The 23,901-nt window shown below is 68.6% G+C and carries 23 protein-coding genes, 1 tRNA gene and 2 pseudogenes; 11 read left to right on the forward strand and 15 right to left on the reverse strand.

What is annotated here, in order from left to right:
- Positions 1 to 102: 102 nt before the first annotated feature.
- The gene (locus tag AB0O34_RS10815) at positions 103 to 417 is read left to right on the forward strand and encodes a zinc ribbon domain-containing protein (protein ID WP_363914974.1); all 315 of its coding nucleotides are present in this window, start codon (positions 103 to 105) and stop codon (positions 415 to 417) included.
- Between the two features lie 124 nt (positions 418 to 541).
- Here the strand turns inward: AB0O34_RS10815 and AB0O34_RS10820 are convergent, their stop codons facing one another.
- Entirely contained in the window at positions 542 to 1,432 is an 891-nt protein-coding gene (locus AB0O34_RS10820; RefSeq protein ID WP_363914976.1) for an SDR family oxidoreductase, read from the reverse strand.
- A gap of 153 nt (positions 1,433 to 1,585) precedes the next feature.
- Between AB0O34_RS10820 and AB0O34_RS10825 the strand changes: the two genes are divergently transcribed.
- Positions 1,586 to 2,104 carry a TetR family transcriptional regulator gene (locus tag AB0O34_RS10825; protein ID WP_363914978.1) on the forward strand — a complete coding sequence of 173 codons (519 nt, stop codon included), beginning with the start codon at positions 1,586 to 1,588 and terminating at the stop codon, positions 2,102 to 2,104.
- Positions 2,105 to 2,976: 872 nt separating this feature from the next.
- Complete coding sequence (locus AB0O34_RS10830) at positions 2,977 to 4,440, forward strand: RICIN domain-containing protein (RefSeq protein ID WP_363914980.1); 1,464 nt, start codon at positions 2,977 to 2,979, stop codon at positions 4,438 to 4,440.
- 22 nt (positions 4,441 to 4,462) lie between these two features.
- On the opposite strand, the gene AB0O34_RS10835 is transcribed toward AB0O34_RS10830, so the two are convergent.
- Positions 4,463 to 5,698, reverse strand: coding sequence for a hypothetical protein (locus AB0O34_RS10835; RefSeq protein ID WP_363914982.1), 1,236 nt, complete (start codon positions 5,696 to 5,698; stop codon positions 4,463 to 4,465).
- Between the two features lie 801 nt (positions 5,699 to 6,499).
- Here AB0O34_RS10835 and AB0O34_RS10840 point away from each other — a divergent pair.
- Positions 6,500 to 6,676: pseudogene (locus tag AB0O34_RS10840) on the forward strand (IS5/IS1182 family transposase); the annotation flags it as partial.
- 332 nt (positions 6,677 to 7,008) lie between these two features.
- On the opposite strand, the gene AB0O34_RS10845 reads toward AB0O34_RS10840, so the two are convergent.
- Positions 7,009 to 7,082: transfer RNA gene (locus AB0O34_RS10845), tRNA-Pro, on the reverse strand.
- 121 nt (positions 7,083 to 7,203) lie between these two features.
- Positions 7,204 to 8,109 carry a metallophosphoesterase gene (locus AB0O34_RS10850; RefSeq protein WP_363914984.1) on the reverse strand — a complete coding sequence of 302 codons (906 nt, stop codon included), beginning with the start codon at positions 8,107 to 8,109 and terminating at the stop codon, positions 7,204 to 7,206.
- Positions 8,110 to 8,298: 189 nt separating this feature from the next.
- Between AB0O34_RS10850 and AB0O34_RS10855 the strand changes: the two genes are divergently transcribed.
- Positions 8,299 to 8,754 (forward strand): GatB/YqeY domain-containing protein, encoded by a 456-nt coding sequence (locus tag AB0O34_RS10855; RefSeq protein WP_363914986.1) that lies wholly within the window; start codon positions 8,299 to 8,301, stop codon positions 8,752 to 8,754.
- 127 nt (positions 8,755 to 8,881) lie between these two features.
- Here AB0O34_RS10855 and AB0O34_RS10860 read toward each other — a convergent pair whose 3' ends face one another.
- Positions 8,882 to 11,152 carry a transglycosylase domain-containing protein gene (locus AB0O34_RS10860; protein ID WP_363914988.1) on the reverse strand — a complete coding sequence of 757 codons (2,271 nt, stop codon included), beginning with the start codon at positions 11,150 to 11,152 and terminating at the stop codon, positions 8,882 to 8,884.
- 299 nt (positions 11,153 to 11,451) lie between these two features.
- On the opposite strand from AB0O34_RS10860, the gene AB0O34_RS10865 reads away from it, so the two are divergent.
- Positions 11,452 to 11,748 carry a WhiB family transcriptional regulator gene (locus AB0O34_RS10865; RefSeq protein ID WP_114029663.1) on the forward strand — a complete coding sequence of 99 codons (297 nt, stop codon included), beginning with the start codon at positions 11,452 to 11,454 and terminating at the stop codon, positions 11,746 to 11,748.
- A 129-nt stretch (positions 11,749 to 11,877) separates the two neighbouring features.
- On the opposite strand, the gene AB0O34_RS10870 is transcribed toward AB0O34_RS10865, so the two are convergent.
- Both AB0O34_RS10870 and AB0O34_RS10875 read right to left on the reverse strand, forming a co-directional pair.
- On the reverse strand, positions 11,878 to 12,978 hold the full coding sequence (locus tag AB0O34_RS10870) for an ArsA family ATPase (RefSeq protein WP_363915114.1): 1,101 nt from the start codon (positions 12,976 to 12,978) through the stop codon (positions 11,878 to 11,880).
- An 80-nt stretch (positions 12,979 to 13,058) separates the two neighbouring features.
- Positions 13,059 to 14,063 carry an ArsA-related P-loop ATPase gene (locus tag AB0O34_RS10875; RefSeq protein ID WP_363914991.1) on the reverse strand — a complete coding sequence of 335 codons (1,005 nt, stop codon included), beginning with the start codon at positions 14,061 to 14,063 and terminating at the stop codon, positions 13,059 to 13,061.
- Between the two features lie 432 nt (positions 14,064 to 14,495).
- Between AB0O34_RS10875 and AB0O34_RS10880 the strand changes: the two genes are divergently transcribed.
- The 4 genes from AB0O34_RS10880 to AB0O34_RS10895 are packed head-to-tail and all read left to right on the forward strand — an operon-like array spanning position 14,496 to position 16,813.
- Positions 14,496 to 14,651 (forward strand): DUF4177 domain-containing protein, encoded by a 156-nt coding sequence (locus AB0O34_RS10880; RefSeq protein ID WP_214410020.1) that lies wholly within the window; start codon positions 14,496 to 14,498, stop codon positions 14,649 to 14,651.
- Complete coding sequence (locus tag AB0O34_RS10885) at positions 14,648 to 15,109, forward strand: RidA family protein (protein ID WP_363914993.1); 462 nt, start codon at positions 14,648 to 14,650, stop codon at positions 15,107 to 15,109. Before AB0O34_RS10880 ends, AB0O34_RS10885 begins: the two co-directional genes overlap by 4 nt.
- Positions 15,110 to 15,161: 52 nt before the next feature.
- Complete coding sequence (locus AB0O34_RS10890; RefSeq protein WP_363914995.1) at positions 15,162 to 16,019, forward strand: NUDIX hydrolase; 858 nt, start codon at positions 15,162 to 15,164, stop codon at positions 16,017 to 16,019.
- The gene (locus AB0O34_RS10895; RefSeq protein ID WP_363914997.1) at positions 16,016 to 16,813 is read left to right on the forward strand and encodes an MBL fold metallo-hydrolase; all 798 of its coding nucleotides are present in this window, start codon (positions 16,016 to 16,018) and stop codon (positions 16,811 to 16,813) included. The genes AB0O34_RS10890 and AB0O34_RS10895 overlap by 4 nt, the downstream gene beginning before the upstream one ends.
- Here AB0O34_RS10895 and AB0O34_RS10900 read toward each other — a convergent pair.
- Entirely contained in the window at positions 16,795 to 17,475 is a 681-nt protein-coding gene (locus tag AB0O34_RS10900) for a Crp/Fnr family transcriptional regulator (RefSeq protein WP_363914999.1), read from the reverse strand. The two genes, AB0O34_RS10895 and AB0O34_RS10900, sit on opposite strands and share 19 nt — an antisense overlap.
- 192 nt (positions 17,476 to 17,667) lie before the next feature.
- Here AB0O34_RS10900 and AB0O34_RS10905 point away from each other — a divergent pair.
- A pseudogene (locus tag AB0O34_RS10905) lies at positions 17,668 to 17,892 on the forward strand (endonuclease III); the annotation flags it as partial.
- Positions 17,893 to 17,926: 34 nt separating this feature from the next.
- Here AB0O34_RS10905 and AB0O34_RS10910 read toward each other — a convergent pair.
- The 7 genes from AB0O34_RS10910 to AB0O34_RS10940 form a co-directional block, all read right to left on the reverse strand.
- A complete protein-coding gene (locus AB0O34_RS10910) occupies positions 17,927 to 19,075 on the reverse strand; it encodes a ThiF family adenylyltransferase (RefSeq protein WP_363915001.1) in 1,149 nt (382 codons plus the stop codon).
- Complete coding sequence (locus AB0O34_RS10915) at positions 19,072 to 20,109, reverse strand: ketoacyl-ACP synthase III family protein (protein WP_363915003.1); 1,038 nt, start codon at positions 20,107 to 20,109, stop codon at positions 19,072 to 19,074. Before AB0O34_RS10915 ends, AB0O34_RS10910 begins: the two co-directional genes overlap by 4 nt.
- 28 nt (positions 20,110 to 20,137) lie before the next feature.
- A complete protein-coding gene (locus AB0O34_RS10920; RefSeq protein ID WP_363915005.1) occupies positions 20,138 to 20,905 on the reverse strand; it encodes an SDR family oxidoreductase in 768 nt (255 codons plus the stop codon).
- A 69-nt stretch (positions 20,906 to 20,974) separates the two neighbouring features.
- Entirely contained in the window at positions 20,975 to 22,159 is a 1,185-nt protein-coding gene (locus tag AB0O34_RS10925; RefSeq protein WP_363915007.1) for an acyl-CoA dehydrogenase family protein, read from the reverse strand.
- Complete coding sequence (locus AB0O34_RS10930) at positions 22,156 to 22,887, reverse strand: class II aldolase/adducin family protein (RefSeq protein ID WP_363915009.1); 732 nt, start codon at positions 22,885 to 22,887, stop codon at positions 22,156 to 22,158. Before AB0O34_RS10930 ends, AB0O34_RS10925 begins: the two co-directional genes overlap by 4 nt.
- A complete protein-coding gene (locus tag AB0O34_RS10935; protein WP_363915011.1) occupies positions 22,884 to 23,627 on the reverse strand; it encodes a dihydrodipicolinate reductase C-terminal domain-containing protein in 744 nt (247 codons plus the stop codon). The genes AB0O34_RS10930 and AB0O34_RS10935 overlap by 4 nt, the downstream gene beginning before the upstream one ends.
- Positions 23,620 to 23,892 carry a hypothetical protein gene (locus AB0O34_RS10940; RefSeq protein ID WP_363915013.1) on the reverse strand — a complete coding sequence of 91 codons (273 nt, stop codon included), beginning with the start codon at positions 23,890 to 23,892 and terminating at the stop codon, positions 23,620 to 23,622. The genes AB0O34_RS10935 and AB0O34_RS10940 overlap by 8 nt, the downstream gene beginning before the upstream one ends.
- Between the last annotated feature and the right edge of the window lie 9 nt (positions 23,893 to 23,901).

A 23,901-nucleotide genomic window follows, 5' to 3' on the forward strand; every position in this document is an offset into this window, starting at 1 on the left:
TGCCCTACCGGCCGGGCGTGCTGACACTGCAGCGCTAACGGCGTGACACGGGTCCACCTCGGATGTTCCTGACGTTCACCGCCAAGGCGTACGCAAAGTCGGGTGAGCGTTACCACAGCACGCGATCAGGACCGGGTGGAGTTCGAGCGGCGGGCTCGGTGCAAGGCCGAGCCCGCCCGGGTCACGCGAAGAACCCAGATCATCCTGCTGTCCGAGCGAGGGAGTTCGCATTGGGACGGGGCTGTTGGGAAACTCCTCCTTGATGTGCGGGAACGGGATTGCCGGTCCTGCGGTGAACACCATGATCGGGACATCGCCGCCGTGATCAACATCCTCCTTGAGGGACAACGCATCATGAGCACCACCGTGGCCGCCGGGCTGGCTGGACACGGCGAAACGACTGCCGAGGGCAGGTAAGACCAGGTGAGGCAACTCCGACCCTGGCTCCACCCGAAACCTAAGACCCGCAAGCGGCGTAGCAGAAGCAGTAAGAACCCCACGGCGACGTGGGGAGTCCCCGGCGTTTACGCCGGGGAGGATGTCAATGCTTGAAGTAGTGGCCGGCGTCGAGGTCGGCGATGAGTCCCGGTTGCACGGGATTCCACCCGAGCAGTTGCCGGGTCGCCGAGCTCGACGCCGGGCCGTCGAGGCCGAAGAAGCGCGCCATCCACCCGAAGTGGTCGCTGGCCTGGTCGGCGGGGATGGGGACCACCGGTAGGTGGAGGCCGCGACCGATCGCGTCGGCGATGACGCGGGTGGGCACGCCTTCCTCGGCGGTAGCGTGCAGTGCCGCGCCGGTCGGCGCCTTGTCCACGGCGAGACGGACGAGGTTAGCGGCGTCGAGCCGATGCACTGCGGCCCACCGGCTGCTGCCGTCGCCGATGTAGCCGGAGAAACCCTTCTCACGGGCGATGCCGACCAGGACGGCCACGAAGCCGTGATCGCCGGGACCGTGGACGGTGGGAGCGAACCGCACGGACGATGAGCGCACGCCGCGCGTGGCGAAGGACATGGCCGCCTCAACGCCGGCGGTCCGCGGGTGGAGGCCCGGATCAGGCATGTCCCGCTCGGTCGCGACCCGGCCGGACGCGAGGCCGAGCACGCCCGAGGCGACCACGAACGGCCGGTCGGTGCCCGCCAGTTCCGCGCCGATCGCGTTGATCGCCGCCAGGTCAGTCTGCGCCGCCGCCTCCATCCGGGAGAAGTCGTGGTTGTACCCGAGGTGGACCACGCCGTCGGAGGCGCCTGCCCCGGCACGCAGGCTGTCGAGATCGGCCAAGTCGCCGCGCTGCACCTCGGCGCCGAGCCCGGCGACCGACGCGGCGGCGGTGTCGGAACGCGCGAGGCCGAGAACCTGATGCCCGGCATTGAGAAGCTCGGGGATGACGGCGGAGCCGATCCACCCGGTTGCGCCGGTGACGAAGATACGCATGAAGACCTCCACAGGACCGGCCGCTCGACAAGGCAACCGGTGATGTCACTTGATGACATCACCATAGCAGGTGATGTCATCAAGTGACATGACTAGACTTCTGCCATGGGGCGATGGGAGGCAGACGCGAGCGGCCGGCTCCGCGAGGCGGCGATGCAGCTCTACGTCGAGCGCGGCTTCGAGCAGACGACCGTTGCCGAGATCGCCAAGCGGGCCGGACTCACGGCGAGGACGTTCTTTCGCTACTTCGCGGACAAACGCGAGGTGCTGTTCGCAGGCTCGGCCGACCTGCAAGAACACCTCATGCGTGCGCTCGAGGCAGCCCCGAACTCCGCCTCACCCATGCAGGTCGTCTCGGCCGTCCTCGACGCCGCCGCCACGGCGCTGGGGCAGCACCGCGAGCACTCCCGACAGCGCCACTCAGTCATCAACACCAACGCGGAACTGCGGGAACGCGAACTGATCAAGTTGGCGTCACTATCCGCCGCCCTCGCCGAGGGCCTACGCCGACGCGGCGTCCCCGAGCCGGACGCGAGTCTGACGGCCGAGACAGGAATCGTCGTGCTCCGCATCGCGTTCGAACGCTGGGTCAGCGAGCCGCATGGCGCAGACCTGTCGCAGACCATGCGCACCACGCTTGACCGCCTAAAGACCGTCACCACCGCTCGCTGATCCCGCACGGCACGGCAGGCGTGCCATCAACGGCGCGAACTCGGACGCACTCTCGGGGACTCCCCAAAGTGGCCGGCTGATGACAACGTCGCCTGCCCGCTGCACACGCATCACGAGTCCGAGGTCCGTCGATAGAGGGTTCCCGTCGTGCGTGTAGCGCAGGTCCAGTCCGTTTGCCGACGTGTGATCCCAGATCCACTGCTCCATTTTGGACGGCACGCGTCCGGTCCCGCACACAGCGGAACCTCCTCAGTCAAGGGCTGCCGTACCAGCAGTCGACGATGTCCTCCTGCGGCAGTGACAGAGCCATCGCCACTGGCCCGCCGTGGCCATGCTCCTCGGGTCACGGTTCGAAATCGGGAGCCTCGAACGGTGCGGCGGTGGCGACGCGGCTGAACGCGCCGTCGGCCTCCACGCCGATCGGCCCGATCTCCTCCTCCAGGATCAGCGTCCCTCCGGGTGTCCAGCAGGGACGGCCCTCGGCCTGGTAGGCCGCAGCGCCCCCGGGCGGCAGGCGATCCTGTTCGTACCCTGCACCGACCGGGCCGCGATCGGAAAGCGCAACGTGTGGCCGAGGCGCGGTGGAGTTGCACCATCGGGGCGTTGGCGTGACCAGGAGCCTGCCTGAAATTTACAGCGGTGTCCGTCACGGACCAGCGGTTCGAGCAAGTCGTCTCCCTTTCTGTTGACGCACTCCCGCCTCCTCTCTAGCGTGAGGCCTCCGTGGGTGAGCGGGATTTATTTGTTAGCGCTAACAATGCGCACAAGTCAAAGTTTGACCCAGCAATTTAGATCTAGTGATGGGACATTTCATGGCACTGAGCATGGCGTCCGATGGTTACTCATCAGGACCATCGCGGAGCATCCGGTCGTTGCGCCAGTTGCTGATCGCCCTTGTGCTGACCGCGCTCACCGCAGTGGCAGCCCTCGTCCCCGCGTCGTCGGCCAATGCCGCCACCAGCCAATTCCGAGGCATGAACTGGGCCGTGCTGGGTGACAATTTCAGCACCGGCCCGCTCGTCGTGCAGGGCCTGAGCCAGTCCGACAGCAACGCGACGGTACGGGCCAAGGCCAACGCCCTCTACGACGACATGGCCTCCACCATGGGGGTCAACACCGTCCGGTTGCCCATCAACACCCACACTGTGGCCAACACGACCTGGTGGAATTCCTACCGCGGCGCCATCGACGCCGCCACCGAACGTGGATTCAAGGTCATCCTGGCCTATTGGGAGGACGGTGCCGCCTCCGGCGGCAAGATCACGAACCTCGCCGCATGGAACGCGATGTGGTCCAGCGTGATCAACACCTACGGCTCGAACAGCAACGTCTACTTCGAGCCGATGAACGAGCCGCACGGCTACTCATCGGCGGACTGGCGCAACGTCGCAGCCAACTGGCTCAGCTCGCACACCTCGGCGGTTCCCGGCCGGGTGCTCATCGGCGGCACCGGCTTCAGCCAGGACCTGCGGGACATCTGCAACGACAGCCGCTTCAACTCGACGCTGCTGTCCTTCCACTACTACGCCTTCTTCTACAGCGCGATGACCTACGACGCCTTCCGAAGCCACATTCAGACGCGTCTGGGCAACTGCGCCTCCCGCGCGGTCGCGACCGAGTTCGGGGCACCGATGTCCGATGGCCTCAACTACGGCGACGCGAACAGCACCGACAACTTCGTGCGTTACCTCCGCGCTGTGGCCCAGGTGATGCGTGACAACCAGATGGGCGGCACCTACTGGCCCGCCCTCGGCGGCAAGATAACCGCAGGCCTCGGCTACGACCACTACTCGATGTACGCCCTGGGTGGCAGCGGCACCGACCTCAACCTGACCATCCGCAACACCTCCGGCGCCGACCGCGTCCGCTACGCCTGGGGCGACACCACCGGCGGCTCCACCCCCACGCCAGAGCCGGAAACGTTCTACAGGATCGACGTGCGCCACAGCGGCAAGGCCATGGACGTCCAACAAGCGAGCACCAACAACAGCGCGCGCGTCGACCAGTACACGTACAGCGGCAACGCGTGGCAGCAGTGGAAGTTCCAGGACGCCGGCAGCGGCTACTGGCGCATCATCAGCCGCCACAGCGGAAAGTGCCTCGACGTGACAAGCGCCTCAACCGCCGACGGCGCCGAACTCATCCAGTACACCTGCGGCACCGGCACCAACCAGCAGTTCCAGATGGTCGCCAACGGCGGCTACTTTCAGCTCCGGGCACGACACAGCGGCAAATGCGTGGACGTACCGTCCGCATCGACCGCGGATGGTGTGATCCTCAAGCAGTATCCGTGCAACACCGGCACCAACCAGCAGTGGTCGCGCACGGCCGTCTAACGGTCGTCTCGACGTAACCGCGCTACATCCCTCCCCGGTGCCGATCTCGTGCTGTGCGCTCGGTGCCGGGGATTCGGATTGCGGCCTCGTGCGGTCGGCCCGAGGCGCGGTGTCGGTCCTGCCACCGGTCCGTCTCCCCGGGCCGCCGTCCCAAATCGGACGTGCGATTCTCACCACCGCGTGGCGGAGGCAGTCCACGAGATCGGGGCTGCGGGCCGGAAAGGGGGCCTAAAGATCCGGCCTCTGTGTCTGACCGCGCCATGCCAGAGCCTGCGTTGTTGTTGTACTCATAGCGCTCCACGGTCCCGGCACCCGCGCCCCATCCCTCGTGCTCGTGCGCGACTCCGCCGATCGGCTCAGTACGAATGGGTGCCGATGATGGCACCGTCCTCATCCACTCCGCGATCGTGCTCACTACGGCGTCGTAGGCCCCGGGCGAGTGCGAAACTTCGTGGAAGATCGCCAGTAGCTCGTCGGGAGTGCGTGCGATGCGGTGGTCGCTGTCTCGGACTCCTGCGGAGTAGTCACGCGCGAGATCGCCTACGACGTCGTTTCGGCCGGCCTGCAGAATCAGCCAGTCGTGGAACGGAGCTGCCTCGACCACAAGAGTCGGCCGGATCCAGCGACCTGTGATGAGCTTGCCCGCTGCTGCCTGCGCAAGCGCGGTCTGTAGGTCTGCGTACCCGACGGGGCGGTAGTGGTCCGCATGCGGTTGGGTCTGCCGAGGGCCGACCATCCGGCGCACGTAGTCGTGCTCGCGCTCCGACACACCGATCAGAAGGTTCGGGCCGTCACCATCCGGGTCGGCGATCCGGAGTCCCAGCGCTGCTGCGGCCCAGATCAGTCGGCCGTTGGACACGTAGGAGCAATGCGGGCTAAGGAACCCCTCCGCGGTGTGCTTCAAGGAGTAGCTGTTCACCTCCGGCGTCGTGGCGTCCGAGATAGGTGTGAACATCCGGAGCATGTCCGTAATGAGAGCGAGCTCGATGAAGTCGATTTCGCCGTTGAAGTGCCACGGCGCTTCCGAGAAGAAGCCGTTCTCGCCGAGGACGGGATCGCCGCCGCGTGAACCGATCAGTTCGTGATCGTTGAGGGCGGCGATCAGCCGCCGTGCGCTGACTCGTTCACCGAGGAGCCCCTGAGCCAGAGGGGAACCCATCTGCCGCAGCGCAGCGTTGTATGTCGTGCCCGTGAAGTCTGCCCACGCGCGCGCATCCTTCTGGAGCCCACGATTCTGAGCGTGGTTGTTGGAGGTCATCTCAATCTCTGTTCCGGACTATGCACCCACGCCTGCCAGCCCTGACATGAGAGAGATCTCGATCCATCAGGTGGTGCTTCTCTGGATCGGCCACCGTTGTCCTAGACGTCTTCGCCGCGTGGAGACTCAGACTCGGAGAGAGGCAGTCCAGGCTGCCCGTGTAGAGCGTAGCTGAGAGCGCTTCTGCACGTCCACAGCGCGGACTATTGATCAGGGCGCGGCACGCGTGCCAAGGGGTCGGAGTCCTGATTCGCCCATTAGTCGCTACAGCGTCGGCCCGACCCGTTCCGGTCCGGTGCGGCGGGCGGGCTCTTGTGTCCGCTGTTCTGCGTCGGCGACGTTCCGTGCTCGGTCAAACGCGGTGCGAGCTCTGGCGGCGTCGATCTTCTGTGCGTCGTTCTCGGCGGGCGCGCGGAGCGGTGTCGAACCAGTGATGCCGTAGCGGTCGTGGTACGCGGCGACGCAGGTGCCGCCGCCAGGCCGCCGCGGCCCTATCGTCCTTCGGCAGGGCGCCGAGCCCTGCGTCCCAGCCTTGCCCGTCGCCGAGCGCCGCGTCGAGTAGTTGGCTTGAGCTGGAGAGGCCAGCCGGTCAGCCCAGGCCTCAGGCCGAGAGCGGGCCTGGTCGCGTCGCCGCATGATCAGTTGGAGTAATCGTCATGCACACTGTGCCATTCACATCCTGATCACACTGGTCAGGGTGGACGCAGGAGGCGGGCGGGCCGGACAAGTTGGGGGGGTGAGGTGGAGCTCCCGGTAAGACAGCAGTCGACCAAAGATCCGATGCCCCAACCGGGAGCCTCGTTGCTCTCTTGCCCTGCCGCGATTCCCCTGTCGAACCGCCCTCTTGCCCGTTTGGCCGAGCTCATCCGCGTCCGCCGCGCTGAGCGCCGCAGTCGGTGGCGGCGCCTGAAGCCCGGGCAGCAGGCGCTGCTGGTACTGGCTCACCTGCGTAACGGGGACACCTACACTCGCCTGGCCACCCCGGAGCGGCCACCAGACAACGGCGTAGATCGTACCTTCCACGATGACGTCGGCCATGAGGATCCACCCCGTGGAGGCAGGGGCGGCCGGGCTGCGAGTCGGGCAGCGCCGACACGAGTGGGCGGTGGGTAGGACCGCGGAGCTAATGGACCCGCATTGGACACCTGGGGCCGAGGTTCAATCGGGTGCCGGAGCGGGTGATTTTTAGGGCTGCCTGGGGTTGCTAACGGTTACGTGATCGGGTTCAAACCACTAACGCCACGCTAACGAACGATCAAGGGCCTGATCGCTGTCTCCAGCGATCAGGCCCTTGACCTGCAATTTCCGAGTCGGGGTGGCGGGATTTGAACCCACGGCCTCTTCGTCCCGAACGAAGCGCGCTGCCAAGCTGCGCTACACCCCGGTGCACAGGCGCTTTGCTTGTGCTCGCACGAGTCTAGCGGACTTTGGTGGTGCTCGCGTCATCCGGGAGGGGCGAAAGAGCGTGCTGCGTCAGGCGATGTGAGATCGCGTGGAGTCGTACGTCAGGGGCGTGTGGGGCGGCGGGGGACTAGGGTGAGCAAGGTCGCCTCGGGCGGGCAGGCGAAGCGCGCCGGGGCGTAGGGGGAGGTGCCGAGGCCGGCGGAGACGTGGAGCCAGGCGGACTCGTGGCGATGCAGGCCCTTCACCCGGGCGCGGTCGATGCCGCAGTTGGTCACCAAGGCCCCGTAGAACGGGATGCACAGCTGGCCGCCGTGGGTGTGACCCGCGAGGAGCAACTGGTAGCCGTCGTCGGCGAAGCGCGACATGTTGCTGGGCTCGGGGGAGTGCATGACGCCCAGCCGCAGGTCGGCGTCGGTGGGAGCGGGGCCGGCGATCTGGTCGTACCGGTCGCGGTTGATGTGGGAGTCGTGGATGCCGCCCACGAACACGTCAAGATCGCCCACCTTGACCCGCGCGGTGGTGTTGTTCATGTCGAGCCAGCCCGCGGCGGTCATACCGGCGCCCAGCTCGTCCCACGGGAGGTTGGGAATGTGCTGGCGCCTGTCGTTCTTGGACGAGCGCCAGAGGTAGCGGGCGGGGTTCTTGGGCTTGGGCGCGTAAAGGTCATTCGACCCGTACACGAACAGGCCGGGCCGGGACAGCAAAGGCTCGACCGCGTGCAGGTAAGAGCTCACAGCGTCCGGATGGGCCAGGGTGTCACCCGTGTTGACCACGAGGTCGGGATCGAGCGCCTCCAGCGAGCGGACCCAGTTGATCAGGCGGGTGCGTCCGGGCGTGAGGTGCAGGTCGGAGATCTGCAGGATGCGCACCGGCCGCTGCCCCGGGTCGAGGACCGGCACGTCGAAGCGCCTGAGCCGGAACCAGTTGCGCTCGATGACCGAGGCGTAGCCGATCCCGGCAACGCCGAGGCCCAGCAAGGACAGGGGTATCGCGGCAGCTTTCCTCACCCCTTCATGATGCCTGAGGGCACGGCATGCTGCCTCCCAACGAGGAGAAAGGGGTTCGCGCCTTGGAACGCGGTGGAAGCCCTCTGTGACGTTCTGAGGTCCTTGAAGGGACGCGGATCTTGAGGGGCGGAAGCCGGCTCAGGGGAAATGACGGCGATCGGGCTGCGGCGACACGGCAAGATGGTGACCATGAGTGCTTTGAAGGACAAGCTGAAGGCCGACCTCACGACGTCGATGAAGGCACGTGACGAGGTGCGGACCCGAACGCTGCGCATGGCCCTGGCGGCCGTCAGCACCGAGGAGGTCGCGGGCAAGACGGCGCGCGAGCTCTCCGACGACGAGATCGTCAAGGTGCTGACGAGGGAAGCCAAGAAGCGCCGGGAGGCGTCAGAGGCGTTCGCGGGCGCGGGACGGGCCGAGCAGGCGCAGGCGGAGCAGGACGAGCACGCCGTGCTCGAGGAGTACCTCCCCGCGCAGCTGAGCGACGAGGAGCTCGACCGCCTGGTCGGGGAGGCCATCGCTGAGAGCGGCGCTGAGGGGCCGAAGGCCATGGGCCAGGTCATGAAGGTCCTCAACCCGAAGGTGGCGGGGCGCGCGGAGGGCGGCAGGGTCGCCCAGGCCGTCCGCGCCCGTCTGGCGGGCTGAGCGACTACGCGGGCTGAGCGGGCTGGACGGTGGCGTCCGCGCGTGTGCCTGTATGAGTCGATGCGTATGCCTGTATAAGCCGAAAGGTGCCCCCGCAGAGTTCATCTGTGGGGGCACCTTTCGTTGGTCAGCCGTTGCGGGTGTTCGGGGCGGTGGTGGCGACCGGGTCGATGCCGGTGTTCGGGGCGGTGGTGGCGACCGGGTCGATGCCGGTGTTGTTCCCGCCGTTGCCGCCGTTCCGGCCTCCACCGCCGTTGCCGTTGCCGTGGCCGTTGCCGTTGCCGTCCGGGACGGGGTAGGCGTTGCCGTTGTTGTCGATCGGCTTCTTCGGGGGCTTGGGCGCGCAGCCGCCGCTGCAGCCGCCGAACTGACTCATGTCCGGCGGGGTGAAGGACGAGGCCTGGATGTCCTTCAGAGCGCTGATCATCGTGGCCTTCCAGATCTGACCGGAGATCGTGGCGCCGAACACCTCACCGTAGTAGTTGCCGCCGATGGTGATATTGCGCAGCGGGTGGGTGTACGAGCCGCGCGGGTCACCGAGGCTGACGGCTCCGGCGAGGTCCGGGGTGTAGCCGGCGAACCAGGCGGTCATGGATCCGTCGGTGGTGCCGGTCTTGCCCGCGGCGTCCCGGCCGATGCCGCCGACGGCCCTCATCGTGCCCTTGGTGAACACTCCGGACAGGATGCCGCTCACCGCGTCGGCGACCTTCTCGTCGAGCGTCTGCTTGCAGCTGGGCTTGAAGTTGGTGGTCTTGCCGTCCCGGTCGGTGATCGCCGTGATCGCCATGGGCTCGCAGTACTTGCCGCGGGCCGCGAAGGTGGCGTAGGCGCTGGCCACGGTGATGGGGTCCATCTCGTTGACGCCGAGGGTGAAGGTCTCGACCTCCCGGAGCTTCCCGCCGTCGGCGCGCTTGATGCCGAGGTCCTTGGCCGTCTTGACGACGTCGCAGAGCCCGACCTTCTTCTCAAGGCCCAGGAAGAACGTGTTGACCGATCCCCAGGTGCCGGTCTGGAGGGTCTTGAAGCCGCCGCCGCCCTCGGAGTTGTGCGCGACGTGGGTCGGGTCGCCGACGTTCTCGCCCTTGCAGTTCTTGAAGTCGCTGTAGCCGCTCGCCTGGAAGCTGCTGCCCGCGTCGATGCCGTCGCCGTACCGCAGGCCCTCCTTCAGCGCCGTGGCGAGCGTGAAGGCCTTGAAGGTCGAACCCGCCTGGAAGCCCGTGCCGCCGCCGTGCGCGACGTCGGCGACCAGGTTGTAGTTGGACTCGTTCTTCTTCTTGCTGCTGCCGAACTTGCGGCTGGCCGCCATGGCCTTGATGGCACCGGTGCCCGGCTCGACCAGCGCCTCGGCGGCGACGGGCTTGTCGGAGGCGTAGACCCACTTCTTGATGGCCTTGTCGGCGGCCTTCTGTATCTTCGTGTCCAGGGTGGTCTTGATGACCAGCCCACCCCGGTTGAGGAACTCCTTGCGGGCCTTCTCGGTCTTGCCGAACTGCTTGTCGTTCAGGATCTCGTGCTGGACGTACAGGCAGAAGTACGGGTAGTTGCTCTGCTCGCAGCCGCCGGGGATCGAGATGTCCTTGTAGACCAGCTTCTTGGCCTTCGCGGTGGCGGCCTCCTCAGGCGTGATCTTGCGCAGCTCCGCCATCCGGTCGAGGACGACGTTGCGCCGCGCCAGCAGGGCGGCCTTGTGCTGCTTGCCGAGGTTCGGGTCGGTCGCGTTGGGGTTCTGCACGGCCCCGGCGAGCGTGGCCGCCTGTTCGAGGGTCAGCTTGGAGGCGGGCTTGTCGAAGAACCGCTTGGACGCGGCCTGGATGCCGTACGCGCTGGCGCCGAAGTACGCGATGTTGAGATATCGCTCAAGGATCTGGTCCTTGGTGTACTTCTGCTCGACGGCCATGGCGTACCGGAGCTCGTTGAGCTTGCGGGGGACCGTCGGGGCGATGGCCGCGAGCTTCTCCTCGTCGGTCTCCGCCTTGTTGAGCAGCACCTGCTTGACGTACTGCTGGGTGATCGAGGACCCGCCCTGGGCGACGCCGCCGGACTGGAAGTTCTTCATCATCGCGCGGGCGAAGCCCTCAAGGTCGAGGGCGCCGTGCTCATAAAAGCGGAAGTCCTCGATGGAGATGATCGCGTCCCGCATGATCGGGGCGACCTTCTCCAGTGGCACGGACTCGCGGTTCTGGTAGTAGAACTGTGCGATCAGCTTGCCGCTGGAGTCGCGGATCTCCGTCTTCTCGGGTAGCGGCGGCTCTTTGAGGTCTTCGGGCTTCAGGTTCAGCACATCGGTGGCACCCTTGACCCCCACGCCGGCTCCGCCCACGGCGGGCAGGGCGATGGCGGCGGCCAGCACCCCCGCCGCGACGGCGGCTCCGATCAGGCGGAGGAGGTTCCCGAACACCGACCCGTGGGCTTTGCCTTGAGCTTGCACGGGACCAAGCGTATGCCGAGTCGCTGACTCAATAGGTACTCAAAGTCCATTTCGCATTGACTCGTCGGCGACTCGCGGAGGGGAGGACTAGTCATTCCCGGCCACATGGCCTGACATGACCATGTGGGAAATTGACCCGCCCGGGGTCTGTCGGTCCGAACGTCTGGTTGCGTACGTTCTCCTCTGCGGCAACTGAATAAGGAGGCTCGACGCCCGCGCCCGTCGGCCGCCAAGTGACGACTGACCACCTATAGGGGAGTGGGGTCGAAATGTGGATCACGGATTGGACCTCCCGTGCCGCCTGTCGGGGCGCGGATCCTGACGCGTTGTTCGTCCAGGGTGCCGCCCAGAACAGGGCGAAGCTCATCTGCCGAGGATGCCCGGTCCGTACCGAATGCCTCGCGGATGCACTGGACAATCGCATCGAGTTCGGGGTGTGGGGCGGGATGACCGAGCGAGAGCGGCGTGCGCTGCTCAGGCGACGGCCGGATGTGACGTCTTGGCGCGACCTGCTGGAGGTCGCGAAGGAAGAGTACGAGCGGACCAACGAGCTGATTGCCGGCTGAGTTCAGGGGCTGGGGCGGTGTCCGTCTCATGCCCGGCGTCACTACGCGAGGGGCCATGCACGGCCCCTCGTCATCAGGGTCATCCGCGTGGTCGTGTAGCGACCGCGACATCATGTAACGGTTTTCACCTCATGACGCGAGGAGTTCACCGATCTTGCGCAGACCCGCGAGATCGTGCACGTCCTCCGGCATCGCGAGCACTTGAGAGATCGGCACAGTGGGGTGTGCCGAGGCGAAGTGCTCCTGCTCACGATGCTCGCGCGCGGCGAGCTGCATACGTCCGGCGTGAAGCCGCAGCACGGCGGACGTCAGTTCGTGTTCACCACGCGATTCGAGGTCTTCGGCGGCCGCCGCGCTACGGGCGGCCGAGAGGGCCGGCGCCGGGGACCGATGGACCCGGTTGATCACCAGACCGGCCAGGGGCATGCTCTCCTCGGCCAGTCGCTCCACGAAGTACGAGGCCTCCCGCATCGCGTCCCGTTCGGGCGCGGCCACGACGAGGAACGCGGTTCCGGGGGCCTGGAGCAGCCTGTACGTCTGGTCGGCGCGCTGCCTGAACCCGCCGAATACGGCGTCGAGGGCCGCGACGAACGTCTGGATGTCCTTGAGGAACTGCGCGCCCAAGATCTTCGTCAGCGCGCCCGCCACAAGACCGAAACCGGCGTTGAGCAGCTTGAACGCGCTCCGGCCTCCGGCCTTGGCGGGAGCCATCAGGATCCTGATGAGCCGCCCGTCGAGGAAGCGTCCCAGCCGCTCGGGTGCGTCGAGGAAGTCGAGCGCCGACCGCGACGGCGGGGTGTCGACGATGATCAGATCCCATTCGTCCGAGCGGCGTAGCTGCCCGAGCTTCTCCATCGCCATGTACTCCTGCGTCCCGGAGAAGCTGGACGACAGCGACTCGTAGAACGGGTTGGTCAGGATCTGCCGGGCGCGTTCTGGATCGGCGTGCGCCTCGATGATCTCGTCGAACGTCCGCTTCATGTCGAGCATCATCGCGTGCAGCTCGCCGGAGCCACCGACCCCGGCGACCACGCGCGGCGTGTTGTCGAGCTCGGTGAGCCCCATCGACTGGGCCAGGCGCCGCGCGGGGTCGACCGTGAGCACGACCACGCGCCGGCCCCGTTCGGCCGCCCGGAGGCCGAGCGCCGCCGCGGTCGTGGTCTTGCCCACGCCGCCCGAGCCGCAGCACACGACGATGCGCGTGCCCGGGTCGTCGAGCACGGCGTCCATGTCGAGAACGGGAGACTGGTGGCCCGCCGGGACGGTGCCCTCGGCTGGTGACGTGCGGGCGGCGTTGCCCGTCTGAGACTTCACGCTGCTCCCTGGGAACGGATCGCTTCGGCCAGCTCGTACAGACCGGCGAGGTCGGCGCCATCGGTGAGCAGCGGCAGCTCGTAGTGCGGGACCTTCGCCTCCGCGAGCGCCTGCCTCTCGCGGCGCTCCAGGCGGTTGCGCTGGGCGTGCTCGGAGATCTCCTCCGCGAGCGCCTCGGCGATCGCGGACGCGTCGGACGTGCCGTCGGCGAGGCCCGCGGCCTTGAGGCCGAGCGCCAGCTCGGCGGGGTCGAACCTGTCCTTCATGGCGGCTTCGAGTGTCGCTTCGGGTAGCAGCTCGGGGCGGACCATGTTGATGAAGATGCCGCCCGCGGGCAGCTTGGCGGCACGGAGGTTGTCGATGCCGTCCAGCGTCTCCTGGACCGGCATCTCCTCCAGCAGCGTGACGAAGTGCACAGCGGTCTCCGGGGAGGCGACCACGCCGCGGACCAGGTCGGCGTGGTTCTTCACCGGACCGATGCGGGCGAGACCGGCCACTTCTAATGTGACGTTGAGGAACCTGGTGATACGGCCGGTGGGCGGCGCGTCCATGACGACGGCGTCATACACCCGCCTTCCGGACTTGTCGCGACGTCGTACGGCCTCACTGGTCTTGCCGGTCACGAGCACGTCCCGGAGGCCAGGGGCGATGGTCGTCGCGAAGTCCACCAGGCCGATCTTGTTCAGGGCCTTGCCCGCCCGCTTCATGCCGTAGAACATCTCGACGTATTCGAGCATGGCCTCTTCGGGGTCGATGGCGAGCGCGTACACGTCGCCGCCGCCCGGTGCCACGGCGATCTTCCGCTCCTCGTACGGCAGGGGCGGGGTGTCGAAGACCTGGGCGATGCCCTGCCGGCCTTCCACCTCCACGAGCAGCACCCTCCGGCCGCCCGCCGCCAGGGCAAGGGCCAGCGCGGCTGCCACCGTCGTCTTTCCGGTGCCACCCTTGCCGGTTACGACATGAAGTCGTACGCCGTCCCAATCGGTGTCGCGAGCGCTCACGTTCCGAAGGCTACCCAACGGTTACTTCGCGATTCGCCGTGCCCGGCTTTCGGAACGGGCTTGCGACGCACCTCACACCCCGATTGGCTGGGAAACGCGTTTTGCCGGGCCCCCTGACCGCCCGCGTAAAGGGAGGCCACGACAATGGGGACCTCGCGCGGACGATCGCCGATCCGCTCCGCTCGTGCTGGCGCCACGGGCCAGGGGAGCATGAGCCGGACGTCGTCCCGGCCCTTCACCCGGTACGAGATTCGTCCCGCTTTCTCGGCATTGTCGATCACCGGCAAAAGGTCGATATGCGGATCGTCACAATAGCCGCGTGCCGGTGGTGGGGGAGCTCATCCGTGGAAGGGGACGCTGTGACCCATGAGGTGGAAGGGAACAGGGGGAGCACCGCCACCTGATCCCCTCTCTCCCGTCTACAGTGCCACCATGAAGCGCTACGAATATTCGACGGTCCCTCTGCTGACCCATGCCACCAAGCAGATCCTGGACAATTGGGGTCAGGACGGGTGGGAGCTCGTCACGGTGATCCCGGGTCCGAACCCCGAGCAGCTCGTCGCCTACATGAAGCGGGAGAAGGAGTGAGCACTCCCGAGGAGCGCCTGGCGGAGCTAGGGCTGACCCTACCGGAGGTCGTGAAGCCGCTGGCCGCCTACGTGCCGGCCGTACGCACCGGGAACTACGTCTACACCTCCGGGCAGCTTCCGATGGTCGACGGCAAGCTCGCCGTCACCGGCAAGGTCGGCGCCGAGGTCGACCCCGACCAGGCCAAGGAGCAGGCCCGCATCTGCGCGCTCAACGCCCTCGCGGCGGTGGCCTCCGTGGCCGGTGACCTGTCGCAGGTCGTGCGCATCGTCAAGGTCGTCGGGTTCGTCGCGAGCGCCCCCGGCTTCACCGGGCAGCCGCACGTCGTGAACGGGGCCAGCGAGCTGCTCGGCGAGGTGCTCGGGGACGCCGGCCGTCATGCCCGCAGCGCCGTCGGCGTCGCCGCCCTGCCGCTGGACGCGTCGGTCGAGGTCGAGCTCATCGCCGAAGTGCGCTGATCGTGACACCATGGTCCAGCCGAGCTTGATTCGGTTGGATCATGGAGGTGGCATGAACGGCATCCCGCTGCCCGGCGAGTTCGGCGAGCGCGCCCGTGCGATCCTTTCGGGCGAGATCGCCCCCGTGCCCGCCAGAGACGCCGCGACCGTGGTGCTCCTGCGCCGGATCCAGGACCTCGGCGGGCCGGGGGAAGCCTCGTCCCTTGAGGTCTACATGATCCGGCGCAAGGCCGGCATGGCCTTCGCCGCGGGCGCGTACGTCTTCCCCGGCGGCTCGGTGGACCCGCGTGACGCCGATCAGGCGGTCGCCTGGGCCGGGCCCGCGCCCGAGATCTGGGGCCGCGTCTTCGGAGCCGACACGAACACCGCGCGCGGCCTGGTCTGCGCGGCCGTACGCGAGACCTTCGAGGAGTCCGGGGTCCTGCTGGCAGGCCCGAGCGCGGACACGGTCGTCGCGGACACCACGGGCGACGACTGGGAGGCCGACCGCGAGGCGCTGATCGACCGGCGCCTGTCGCTCGGCGACTTCCTGAACAAGCGAGGCCTGGTCCTGCGCGCCGACCTGCTCAGGCCCTGGGCGCACTGGATCACGCCGGAGGTCGAGCACAAGCGGTTCGACACCAGGTTCTTCGTGGCCGCGATGCCGCCCGGCCAGCGCACGCGCGACGTGGGCGGCGAGGCCGACGAGGTCGCGTGGCTGCGGCCGGCGCGGGCGCTCGGCCGCGCGAAGGAGGGGCAGATCTTCCTCATGCCCCCGACCCTGCGCACCCTGACCGAGCTGGCGGCGTACGACGACGTCGCCGCGGTGCTGGCGTGCGAGCGCGAGATCGTGACCTTCCAGCCGCGGGCCGCCGAGGTGGACGGCGAGATGTGGCTGGTCATACCGGGCGAGGATTATCGAATGTCATGAGCGGTCTCCGAATCCCCCTGAGCGGCCCGGACGGGTCGGGTACGGCGCGTGCGACCAACCTGCTGGCGCCCAACGCGTCCCCGATGACCCTGGACGGCACGAACACCTGGGTCATCGGCGAGCCCGAGGCGGAAGCCGTACTGGTCGTGGATCCCGGCCCGGACGAGGAGGAACACCTTCTCCGCGTGGCCGGCCATCTTGCCGGCCGGCGGATCGAGGCGATCCTGCTCACGCACGGGCACGAGGACCACAGCGGCGGAGCCAGGCGGTTCGCCGAGATGACCGGTGCCCCGGTACGGGCCCTGGACCCCCGGCACGTTCTCGGGGACGAAGGGCTGGAGGACGGGGACGTGGTGCCGGCGGGCGGCCTGGAGCTCAGGGTCGTCGGCACGCCTGGCCACTCGTTCGACTCGCTGTGCTTCTGGCTGCCGGCCGACGGGGCCATGCTGACCGGGGACACGATCCTCGGCAGGGGGACCACGGTGATCGCGCCCGACGGCGACCTGGGCGACTACCTGCGCAGCCTCGACCGCCTTCGGGCGAGCGCGGAGATCATGGCGGCCACGGTCCTGCTGCCGGGTCACGGGCCGGTGCTGCCGGAGCCGATCGCGGCGCTCGACGGTTACATCGCCCACCGGCGCGAGCGCCTGGACCAGATCAGGCAGGCGCGGCGCGAGGGCGCCAGTACGCCGCGAGAGATCGTGCGGGTCGTCTACGCAGGGCTGGCCGAGGAGCTGTGGCCCGCGGCGGAGATGTCCGTGCGGGCGCAGCTCGCCTATCTCGAACGGTTGTAGAGGCGGTCGGCGTCCATGATGACGACGGCCTTGGCCTCGATGCGCAGCCAGCCGCGCTGGGCGAAGTCGGCGAGGGCCTTGTTGACGGTCTCGCGCGAGGCGCCGACGTACTGCGCCAGCTCCTCCTGGGTGAGGTCGTGATGGACCCGCAGGCCCTCCTCGGTGCGCTGCCCGAAGCGCTCGGCGAGGTCGAGCAGCGCCTTGCCGACCCGCCCGGGGACGTCGGTGAAGACGAGGTCGGCCATCACGTCGTTGGTGCGTCGCAGCCGCTGCGCGAGGGCACGCAGCAGGTGGAGGGCCACCTCCGGACGTCCGGTCAGCCAGGGCCGCAGGTCGTCGTGGCCGAGACCGGCCAGGCGCACGTCGGTCAGGGCGATCGCGCTGGCCGTGCGGGGGCGGGGGTCGAACAGGGACAGTTCGCCGAACATCTCGCTAGGGCCGAGCACGCTGAGCAGGTTCTCGCGGCCGTCGGGGGCCGTGCGAATTAACTTGATCTTGCCGTCCAGCACGACGTAAAGCCTGTCGCCCGTCTCGCCCTCGCTGAACAGCGTCTGCCCCTTGTGGAGCTCGAGCTCCGAGATCCCCGTACGGAGCGCGGCCGCGCTCTCACGGTCGAGCGCGGAGAACAAAGGGGCCTTGCCCAGCACATCGTCGGTGTTCACGGTGCCTCCTCGCTCCAGTGGTCGCGCCAACACGACTGCGCTCCACACCTGGGATCGCGCTCACTGCTAGACATTGTGACGTACCGCACCAAGCGGGTCTCATGGAGCCCGTCCGCGTAGGCCGTCGGGGTGCCCCGCAAAGTAACCTCCGCTGGGGAGTCCCGGCTCGCTCTGGTTCGCCGAGCTCGGAGAATGACCCGAATCCTGGCGGAAACCTATCCCGACGCCCATTGCGAACTCGACTTCGGCAACCCGCTGGAGCTGCTGGTCGCAACGATCCTCTCCGCGCAGTGTACGGACAAAAGGGTCAATATGGTTACTCGGGTACTTTTTGCCAAATACAGGACAGCTGCTGACTATGCCGGTGTCGACAGGGCCGAGCTGGAGGAGATCATCCGCTCGACCGGTTTCTTCCGGTTCGGAGGCGCACCGGCTTCGCCCAGGACATGCGTCAGTAGGTGGGCATCGCCGGGTCGATCCGCTGCGCCCAGGCGATGATCCCGCCGCCGAGGTGGACCGCGTCTTCGTGGCCGTGGCCCTTCACCACGGCGAGCACCTCGGCGGACCGGATGCCCATCCGGCAGAGGAGGACGATCCGCTTGTCCTTGGGCAGGCGAGCCATCCCGTCGCCCCCGAAGAACTCTCCCTTGGGGATGAGTACGGAGTCGGGAAGGTGGGCGAACGCGTACTCATCGGGCTCGCGGACGTCCACGACCACCACGTCGCTCCGCCGGTCCAGCATGTCCCTGAGTTCCTCCGCCGAGACGGTGGACTCCCGGGCCGCCTGTGCCGCCTCGGGCGAGAGCAGTCCGAAGAACGGCTCGGCGGCCGTCAGCTCGGCGGGCCGCGAGGTCGCGGGATCGCGGGCGAGGGGCTCGACGCCGCTGGTCCCGGCCAGCGAGTCGTAGCGCATGAGGCGGCCGAGGAGCGGCCTCCCTTGGCCGGTGAGCAGTTTGACGACCTCCATCGTCATGGTCACGCCCAGCCAGGCGCCGACGGCCGGCATCGTCCCCGCCATGCCCCGGTAGTAGGCGGTCGGCGGCTTCGGATACAGGTCGCGGTAGGTGGGGCCGTGCGCGTCCCAGAAGACGCCGGCGCGGCCGCCGAGCGCCTCCATCTCGCCCCAGACGAACGGTTTGCCGAGGCGTGCGCAGACGTCGTCCACCAGGTAGCAGCGTGCGGGGTCCTCCGCGGCGCAGACGACGACGTCGTAGCCGCGGACCGTCTCCTCGATGTTGGACGCGTCCGGACGGGCCGTGTACGCCGTCGCCTCCAGGGTGGGGTAGGTCGCCCGCAGGGCCGCCCGCCACGCGACGGCACGGGCCTCCCCCAGGCCCTCGCGCGCGGGAGATCCCATGTACCGGTCCCAGTCCTGCAGCGGCGCGCCGTCGGCGATCCCGATGGTGCCGATGCCCGCGTCGGCCAGATGCGCCACGGCGGGACCACCTGCCTCGTCGGCGCTGACCACCAGCACCTTGGCGTTCTTCAGCCGGCGCTGCCCCACCGAGCCGTGGCCCGCGAGGATCAACTGGTGGGCCTGCCTCCGGGTCTCGGCATCGTCGAGCAGGGGGGTGGGTTCCACGAGAGGGGGGATGCTCATGAGGCGCTCCATCCGGGCTTCGCGATGATCTCCAGGACGGCGCAGCCCCAGTTGAAGCCGTAGCCGGCTCCCGCCAGGACGACCCGGTCCCCGGGTTCGAGCTCGTCGTGGAGCAGTAGGTGGTCGAGCCCCGCCGCCTGGTCACCCGCGCCGAGGTGGCTGATCGTGCGGCCGTACTCCCAGGTCGTGCGGTCCAGGCCGACACCCATCTCCTTGAGCAGCGTCCACCAGTACACGGTCTGTCCGATGTTCGGCATCACGAAGCGGCGGACGTCGGAGGCCTCCGTCTTGGCCTCGGCGAGGGCCTCTCGCATGCACTCGCCCACGCCACCCGCGACCCGCCGGGAGATGTCGTCCAGGTCGTTCATCCGCCTGCGCATGAAATCGGTCTTCCTGGACCGCATGTTGAGCGGCTTTTCGCTGGAGGCCGGCGCGTCGCGCAGCGTCCGGCCGCGGTACATGCCCTCCAGCGTCGAGTCCGAGGTGAGCACCACCGACACGATGCGGGCGAAGGACGGGCGCCGCGTGAGCAGGATCGCGGTGCCGCCGTCCGCCATCACGGTCCCGCCCTCGCTCTTGAACCGGTCCCAGCCCGGCAGGCAGAACCGCTCACCGGTAGTCACCATGACCCCGTCGTCGTCGCCGTCGCACGCGGACAGGTAGGTGACGGCGAGTGCCAGGGCGGCCATGCCGCCGTTGGACTTCTGGTCCACCTCCATGGACGGGGCTCGGCCGCCGATGGTGTGCTGCTGGATGTAGGCGCTGGGCGTCCACATGTCCTGCCCCTGGTAGTACGCGGTGGCGTGCAGCAGCAGGCGGACGTCCGACGGGGACGTGGCGCCCCGGTCCAGCGCCTGGCGCGCGGCGGCGATGGCGAGGTCGGGTGGGAACTCGTCGGAGACGACCGCGCCGGTCAGGCCGTTGGCCGTGTACTCCGTTGCGGCGTAGCGCCCGTCGGCGACGACGTCAGCCAGGTCGACCGGCTCGCCCAGGCGGACGCCGACCGAGTCGATGTAGATGTCGGTGATGAGCATCAGGCTCCCTCGGTTGTGGTTGGTCGGTTCACAGGTAGGCGCCGCCCGTGGCCTCCAGCCGCTCTCCGGTGATCCACCGGCCCTCGTTCGATGTGAGGAAGGCGACGATGTCGGCGACGTCCGCGGCCTCGCCGAGCCGGCCGAAGGCGGTCAGCGCGGCCGCCTCCGCAGCCGCCTCAGGGTGGCCGCGGAGGCGGTCCCCGTGGAAGTCGGTGTCGACGAGCCCCGGCGCGACGTTGTTGACGGTGATCCCCAACGGCCCGAGCTGCTTGGCCAGGGATCGGCAGAAGGCGTCGAGCGCGCCCTTGCTGATCGCGTAGCCGATGATCTGTGGATGCGCGACCCGGCTCGCGGCGGACGAGATGTTCACGATCCGGCCGCCCGCGCGTAGGAGCGGCAGCGCGCGCTGGACCACGAAGACGGGCGTCTTCACATTGACCGTGATCACGCGGTCCAGGTCCGCTTCCGTCATGTGCCCGGCGTCGCCGCTGCAGCCGACGCCCGCGTTGTTGACGAGCACGTCCAGCCCGGTGGAGCCGGTGTGCTCGCGCAGCCCGTCCTCCAGCGCGTCGAACAGCGTGTCGACGGCGCCGGTCTCGGTGAAGTCCGCCCTGACGGCGAAGGCTTCGCCCCCGCCGGCGCGGATGGCGGTGACCGTCTCCTTCGCGGCGATCTCGTCCCTGGCGTAGTGGACGGCGACGACCATGCCCCTTCGGGCCAGTCGTTCGGCGATCGCTCGTCCGATTCCCCTGCTTCCGCCGGTCACGAGCGCGGCGGGTGGTGTGGAGTTCGTCATGTGGTCCCTCGTCTCCGCGGTGTCCCCGCGGCGTCGTGGCTGTGGTGCCCGTGACGGCCCGTGGCCGCCCTAGGTAAGGGAGCGGCTGATGAGCATGCGCTGGATCTGGTTCGTGCCCTCGATGATCTGGAGGAGCTTGGCCTCCCGCATCCACCGCTCCACCGGGTGGTCCTGGACGAAGCCGTAGGCGCCCAGGACCTGAACGGCGTCGGTTGTGACGCGCATGGCCACGTCGGTGGCGAACAGTTTTGCCCGGCAGGCCGCCAGCGTGACGGCCGCCGGGTGCTCTCGGCGGTCCATGGTGCGCGCGGCTTCCCAGGTCAGCGCCCGGGCGGCCTCGATCTGGGTGGACATGTCCGCGAGGATGAAGCCGACCCCCTGGAACTCGGCGATCGGCCGGCCGAACTGCCTGCGGGACTTCGCGTACGCGATGGCGTACCGCATCGCGGCGTGCGCTATTCCGAGCGCGCATGTCGCGATGGCCAGACGGCCGAGGTCGAACAGCCCCAGGGCGAGCAGGAAGCCCTTTCCACGGCGGCCGACCATGCGGTCCGCGGGGACCCGCACGTCGTCGAACACGATTGCCGCGGTGGGGGACGAACGGACGGCCATCTTGCGCTCCAGGCGCTGCACCTGGAGCCCCGGCGTCCCGGCGTCCACCCGGAGCACGGAGAGGCCTCCGGCTCCGGGGACACCGGTCCGGCAGTAGACGTTGTAGTAGTCGGCCTGCCCGGCATGGCTGGTCCACGCCTTCGTGCCGTTGATGACGTAGTCGTCGCCGTCGCGTACCGCCGCGCAGGTGATGGCGGCGATGTCCGAGCCCACTTCGGGTTCCGACAGGCAGTTCGCGCCGAGGAGCTCCCCGGCCAGCATCTCGGGCAGCATCCGTGTCCGCTGCTCCTCGCTGCCGAAGGCCGCCATGCCCTGGCAGGACAGGATGTGGATGTTCACCGACTGGGCCACCCCCAGCCAGCGCCGGGCGAGGATCTCCAGCACCCTGAGGTAGGTCTGGTGGCTCTGGCCTCCCCCTCCGTACTCGACGGGGAACGGCAGGCCGAACAACCCGGCGCGCCCGAGGGTGCGGATCACCTCCCGCGGGAACTCGGCACGGGCCTCGAAGTCGTCGACGCGGGGCTCGAGCTCCTTGTCCGCGAGATCCTCGGCGAGGGCGAGCAGGTCGCGAACCTCGTCGGAATCGGCGCTCGGGTGGCCGGGGCCCGCCTGGCCGCGGCTCGTGTCCTGCACGGCGCTCACTCTCGCCCCCATTCCGCGCTGTCCGGCCACCGCCGGCACACCAGCCGCACCGCGTAGTCCCAGTAGGAGCGGACCGATAGGTCCGCGTAGACGAAGTCCCGCTTGAGCTCCACGTCGGCAGCCGAGGACGAGGCGTACGGGACGCCCGTCCGCTCCGCCTCCAGCTGGAGGCGGCAGGCGCGCTCCAGGACCTGGGCGAACACGGCCGCGTGCCGTACGCTCTTGCCGACGATCACGCCGCCGTGGTTGCGCAGCATGACGGCGGGCCGGTCGTCGAGCGCCTTGGCGATGGCCTCGCCGACGTCCTGGGTGAGCACCGTGTTGCTGGTGTCGGTGAACAGGCCCACTCTGTCCGCGAAGTAGGCCCCGTCGTGTGAGACCGGGCGGATGCTGAGGTCGGTCGCGCCGAATATGAGGGTGTTCGGCGCGTGGCTGTGAACGATGCCGTTGATGTCCGGGCGGGCCCGGTAGATGGCCTGGTGCAGCGGGAGCTCCGGGGGCGCGAGCGGCGGTACCGGCCTGTCCGGCCGGATGGAGGCCGCCACCACCTGGTGCGGCGTGGCCTCGTCGAAGCCGCACAGTGCGTTCTTGATGAAGAAGGTCTCGGAGCCGGGTAGCCGGGCCGATATCTGTCCCTGGTTGAAGTCGTCGTGGCCGTCCAGCGACAGCATGCGGGCGCCGAGGGCGACCTGCACGGACAGCCGGGCCGAGGCCCGCGTGCCGCTCATACATGGACTCCTTCGTGGTGACCGCTCATCGATTCCAGCATCCGGTCGAAGACGGTGCGCGCGTCGTAGAGGCCGGGAGCCTGGCCGACGGCCCATGTCCCAACGCCGATGGCGCCCGAGGCCGCGGCGGCCAGCGAGTGCACCTCGTGGCGGATCGTGAGGTCCTGCTCCTCCCACGTGAGCCGTATCTCGTGGGCGCTGACCATACGACCGGCCCGCAGAGAGGAGATGTCGGAGATCGGGCCACCCGCGCTGCCCGTCCAGTGCGCGGCGAGCGCGGTGGCGGTCGCGCTCGGCCGGTGCGCCTTGGCCGCCGGGTGCCGTTCCAGCACGGCGGCCTCGGGCATGACGCCGGTGATCCCCGCCCGCTCCAGGACGCGAAGGACCCTGGCCACGTCCTCGACGGCGCGGGTCAGCAGGTAGTTGCCCAGAGACAGGTTGGTGGCCCGGACGACAGCGACCTCCCGAGCCAGTTCCGCCAGCCGGGCGTGGTGGTCGTCGCCGAGATCGGACACGCACTCGACCAGGGGCACGTGCAGCCGCTCGCTGAGGTCGATCACGTGGTGCACGGCGGGAGGCGCGGCGCAGTCGATCAGAACGTCCGGGACCGGCAGGCCGGCCCACTGGTCCGGTTGGCGGGAGTCGAACCGCCGGACCGTCAGTTTCTCCTGCGCGCAGAGGCGGGCGACGGCTTCGCCCAGCCGGCCGAGCCCGACGACTCCGAGAACGGGCTCAGGCACTGGCCGGCTCCTGGAGACGCTCCTGGACCACCTGTACGAGGTCGTCCACCGACGCGATGCGCTCGCCGTCCTCCTCGGGGTCGAGGTAGACGCCGAGCTCGTTCTCGACGGTGTCGATCATGCGGATGTAGGAGAGTGACGAGTAGCCGATGTTGGAGAGCGACCATTCGGCGGCCGACAGCTCGGTCTCGGTCAGCTCGCCCTCCACCGAGTCGAGCACGATGCGCACGATGCGCGCGCGGAGCGCGTCCTGCGTGGTGGTCATCGAGGGGGT

This window comes from Sphaerisporangium sp. NPDC088356 (genome assembly GCF_040685555.1).
Taxonomy (GTDB): Bacteria; Actinomycetota; Actinomycetes; order Streptosporangiales; family Streptosporangiaceae; genus Sphaerisporangium.

Bases quoted from the DNA above. Each gene is read 5' to 3' on its own strand.
- AB0O34_RS10820 (WP_363914976.1), bottom strand. From the start codon at position 1,432: ATGCGTATCTTCGTCACCGGCGCAACCGGGTGGATCGGCTCCGCCGTC.
- AB0O34_RS10825 (WP_363914978.1), top strand. From the start codon at position 1,586: ATGCAGCTCTACGTCGAGCGCGGCTTCGAGCAGACGACCGTTGCCGAG.
- AB0O34_RS10835 (WP_363914982.1), bottom strand. From the start codon at position 5,698: ATGACCTCCAACAACCACGCTCAGAATCGTGGGCTCCAGAAGGATGCG.
- AB0O34_RS10855 (WP_363914986.1), top strand. From the start codon at position 8,299: ATGAGTGCTTTGAAGGACAAGCTGAAGGCCGACCTCACGACGTCGATG.
- AB0O34_RS10865 (WP_114029663.1), top strand. From the start codon at position 11,452: ATGTGGATCACGGATTGGACCTCCCGTGCCGCCTGTCGGGGCGCGGAT.
- AB0O34_RS10870 (WP_363915114.1), bottom strand. From the start codon at position 12,978: ATGGACGCCGTGCTCGACGACCCGGGCACGCGCATCGTCGTGTGCTGC.
- AB0O34_RS10880 (WP_214410020.1), top strand. From the start codon at position 14,496: ATGAAGCGCTACGAATATTCGACGGTCCCTCTGCTGACCCATGCCACC.
- AB0O34_RS10890 (WP_363914995.1), top strand. From the start codon at position 15,162: ATGAACGGCATCCCGCTGCCCGGCGAGTTCGGCGAGCGCGCCCGTGCG.
- AB0O34_RS10895 (WP_363914997.1), top strand. From the start codon at position 16,016: ATGAGCGGTCTCCGAATCCCCCTGAGCGGCCCGGACGGGTCGGGTACG.
- AB0O34_RS10910 (WP_363915001.1), bottom strand. From the start codon at position 19,075: ATGAGCATCCCCCCTCTCGTGGAACCCACCCCCCTGCTCGACGATGCC.
- AB0O34_RS10915 (WP_363915003.1), bottom strand. From the start codon at position 20,109: ATGCTCATCACCGACATCTACATCGACTCGGTCGGCGTCCGCCTGGGC.
- AB0O34_RS10920 (WP_363915005.1), bottom strand. From the start codon at position 20,905: ATGACGAACTCCACACCACCCGCCGCGCTCGTGACCGGCGGAAGCAGG.
- AB0O34_RS10930 (WP_363915009.1), bottom strand. From the start codon at position 22,887: ATGAGCGGCACGCGGGCCTCGGCCCGGCTGTCCGTGCAGGTCGCCCTC.
- AB0O34_RS10940 (WP_363915013.1), bottom strand. From the start codon at position 23,892: ATGACCACCACGCAGGACGCGCTCCGCGCGCGCATCGTGCGCATCGTG.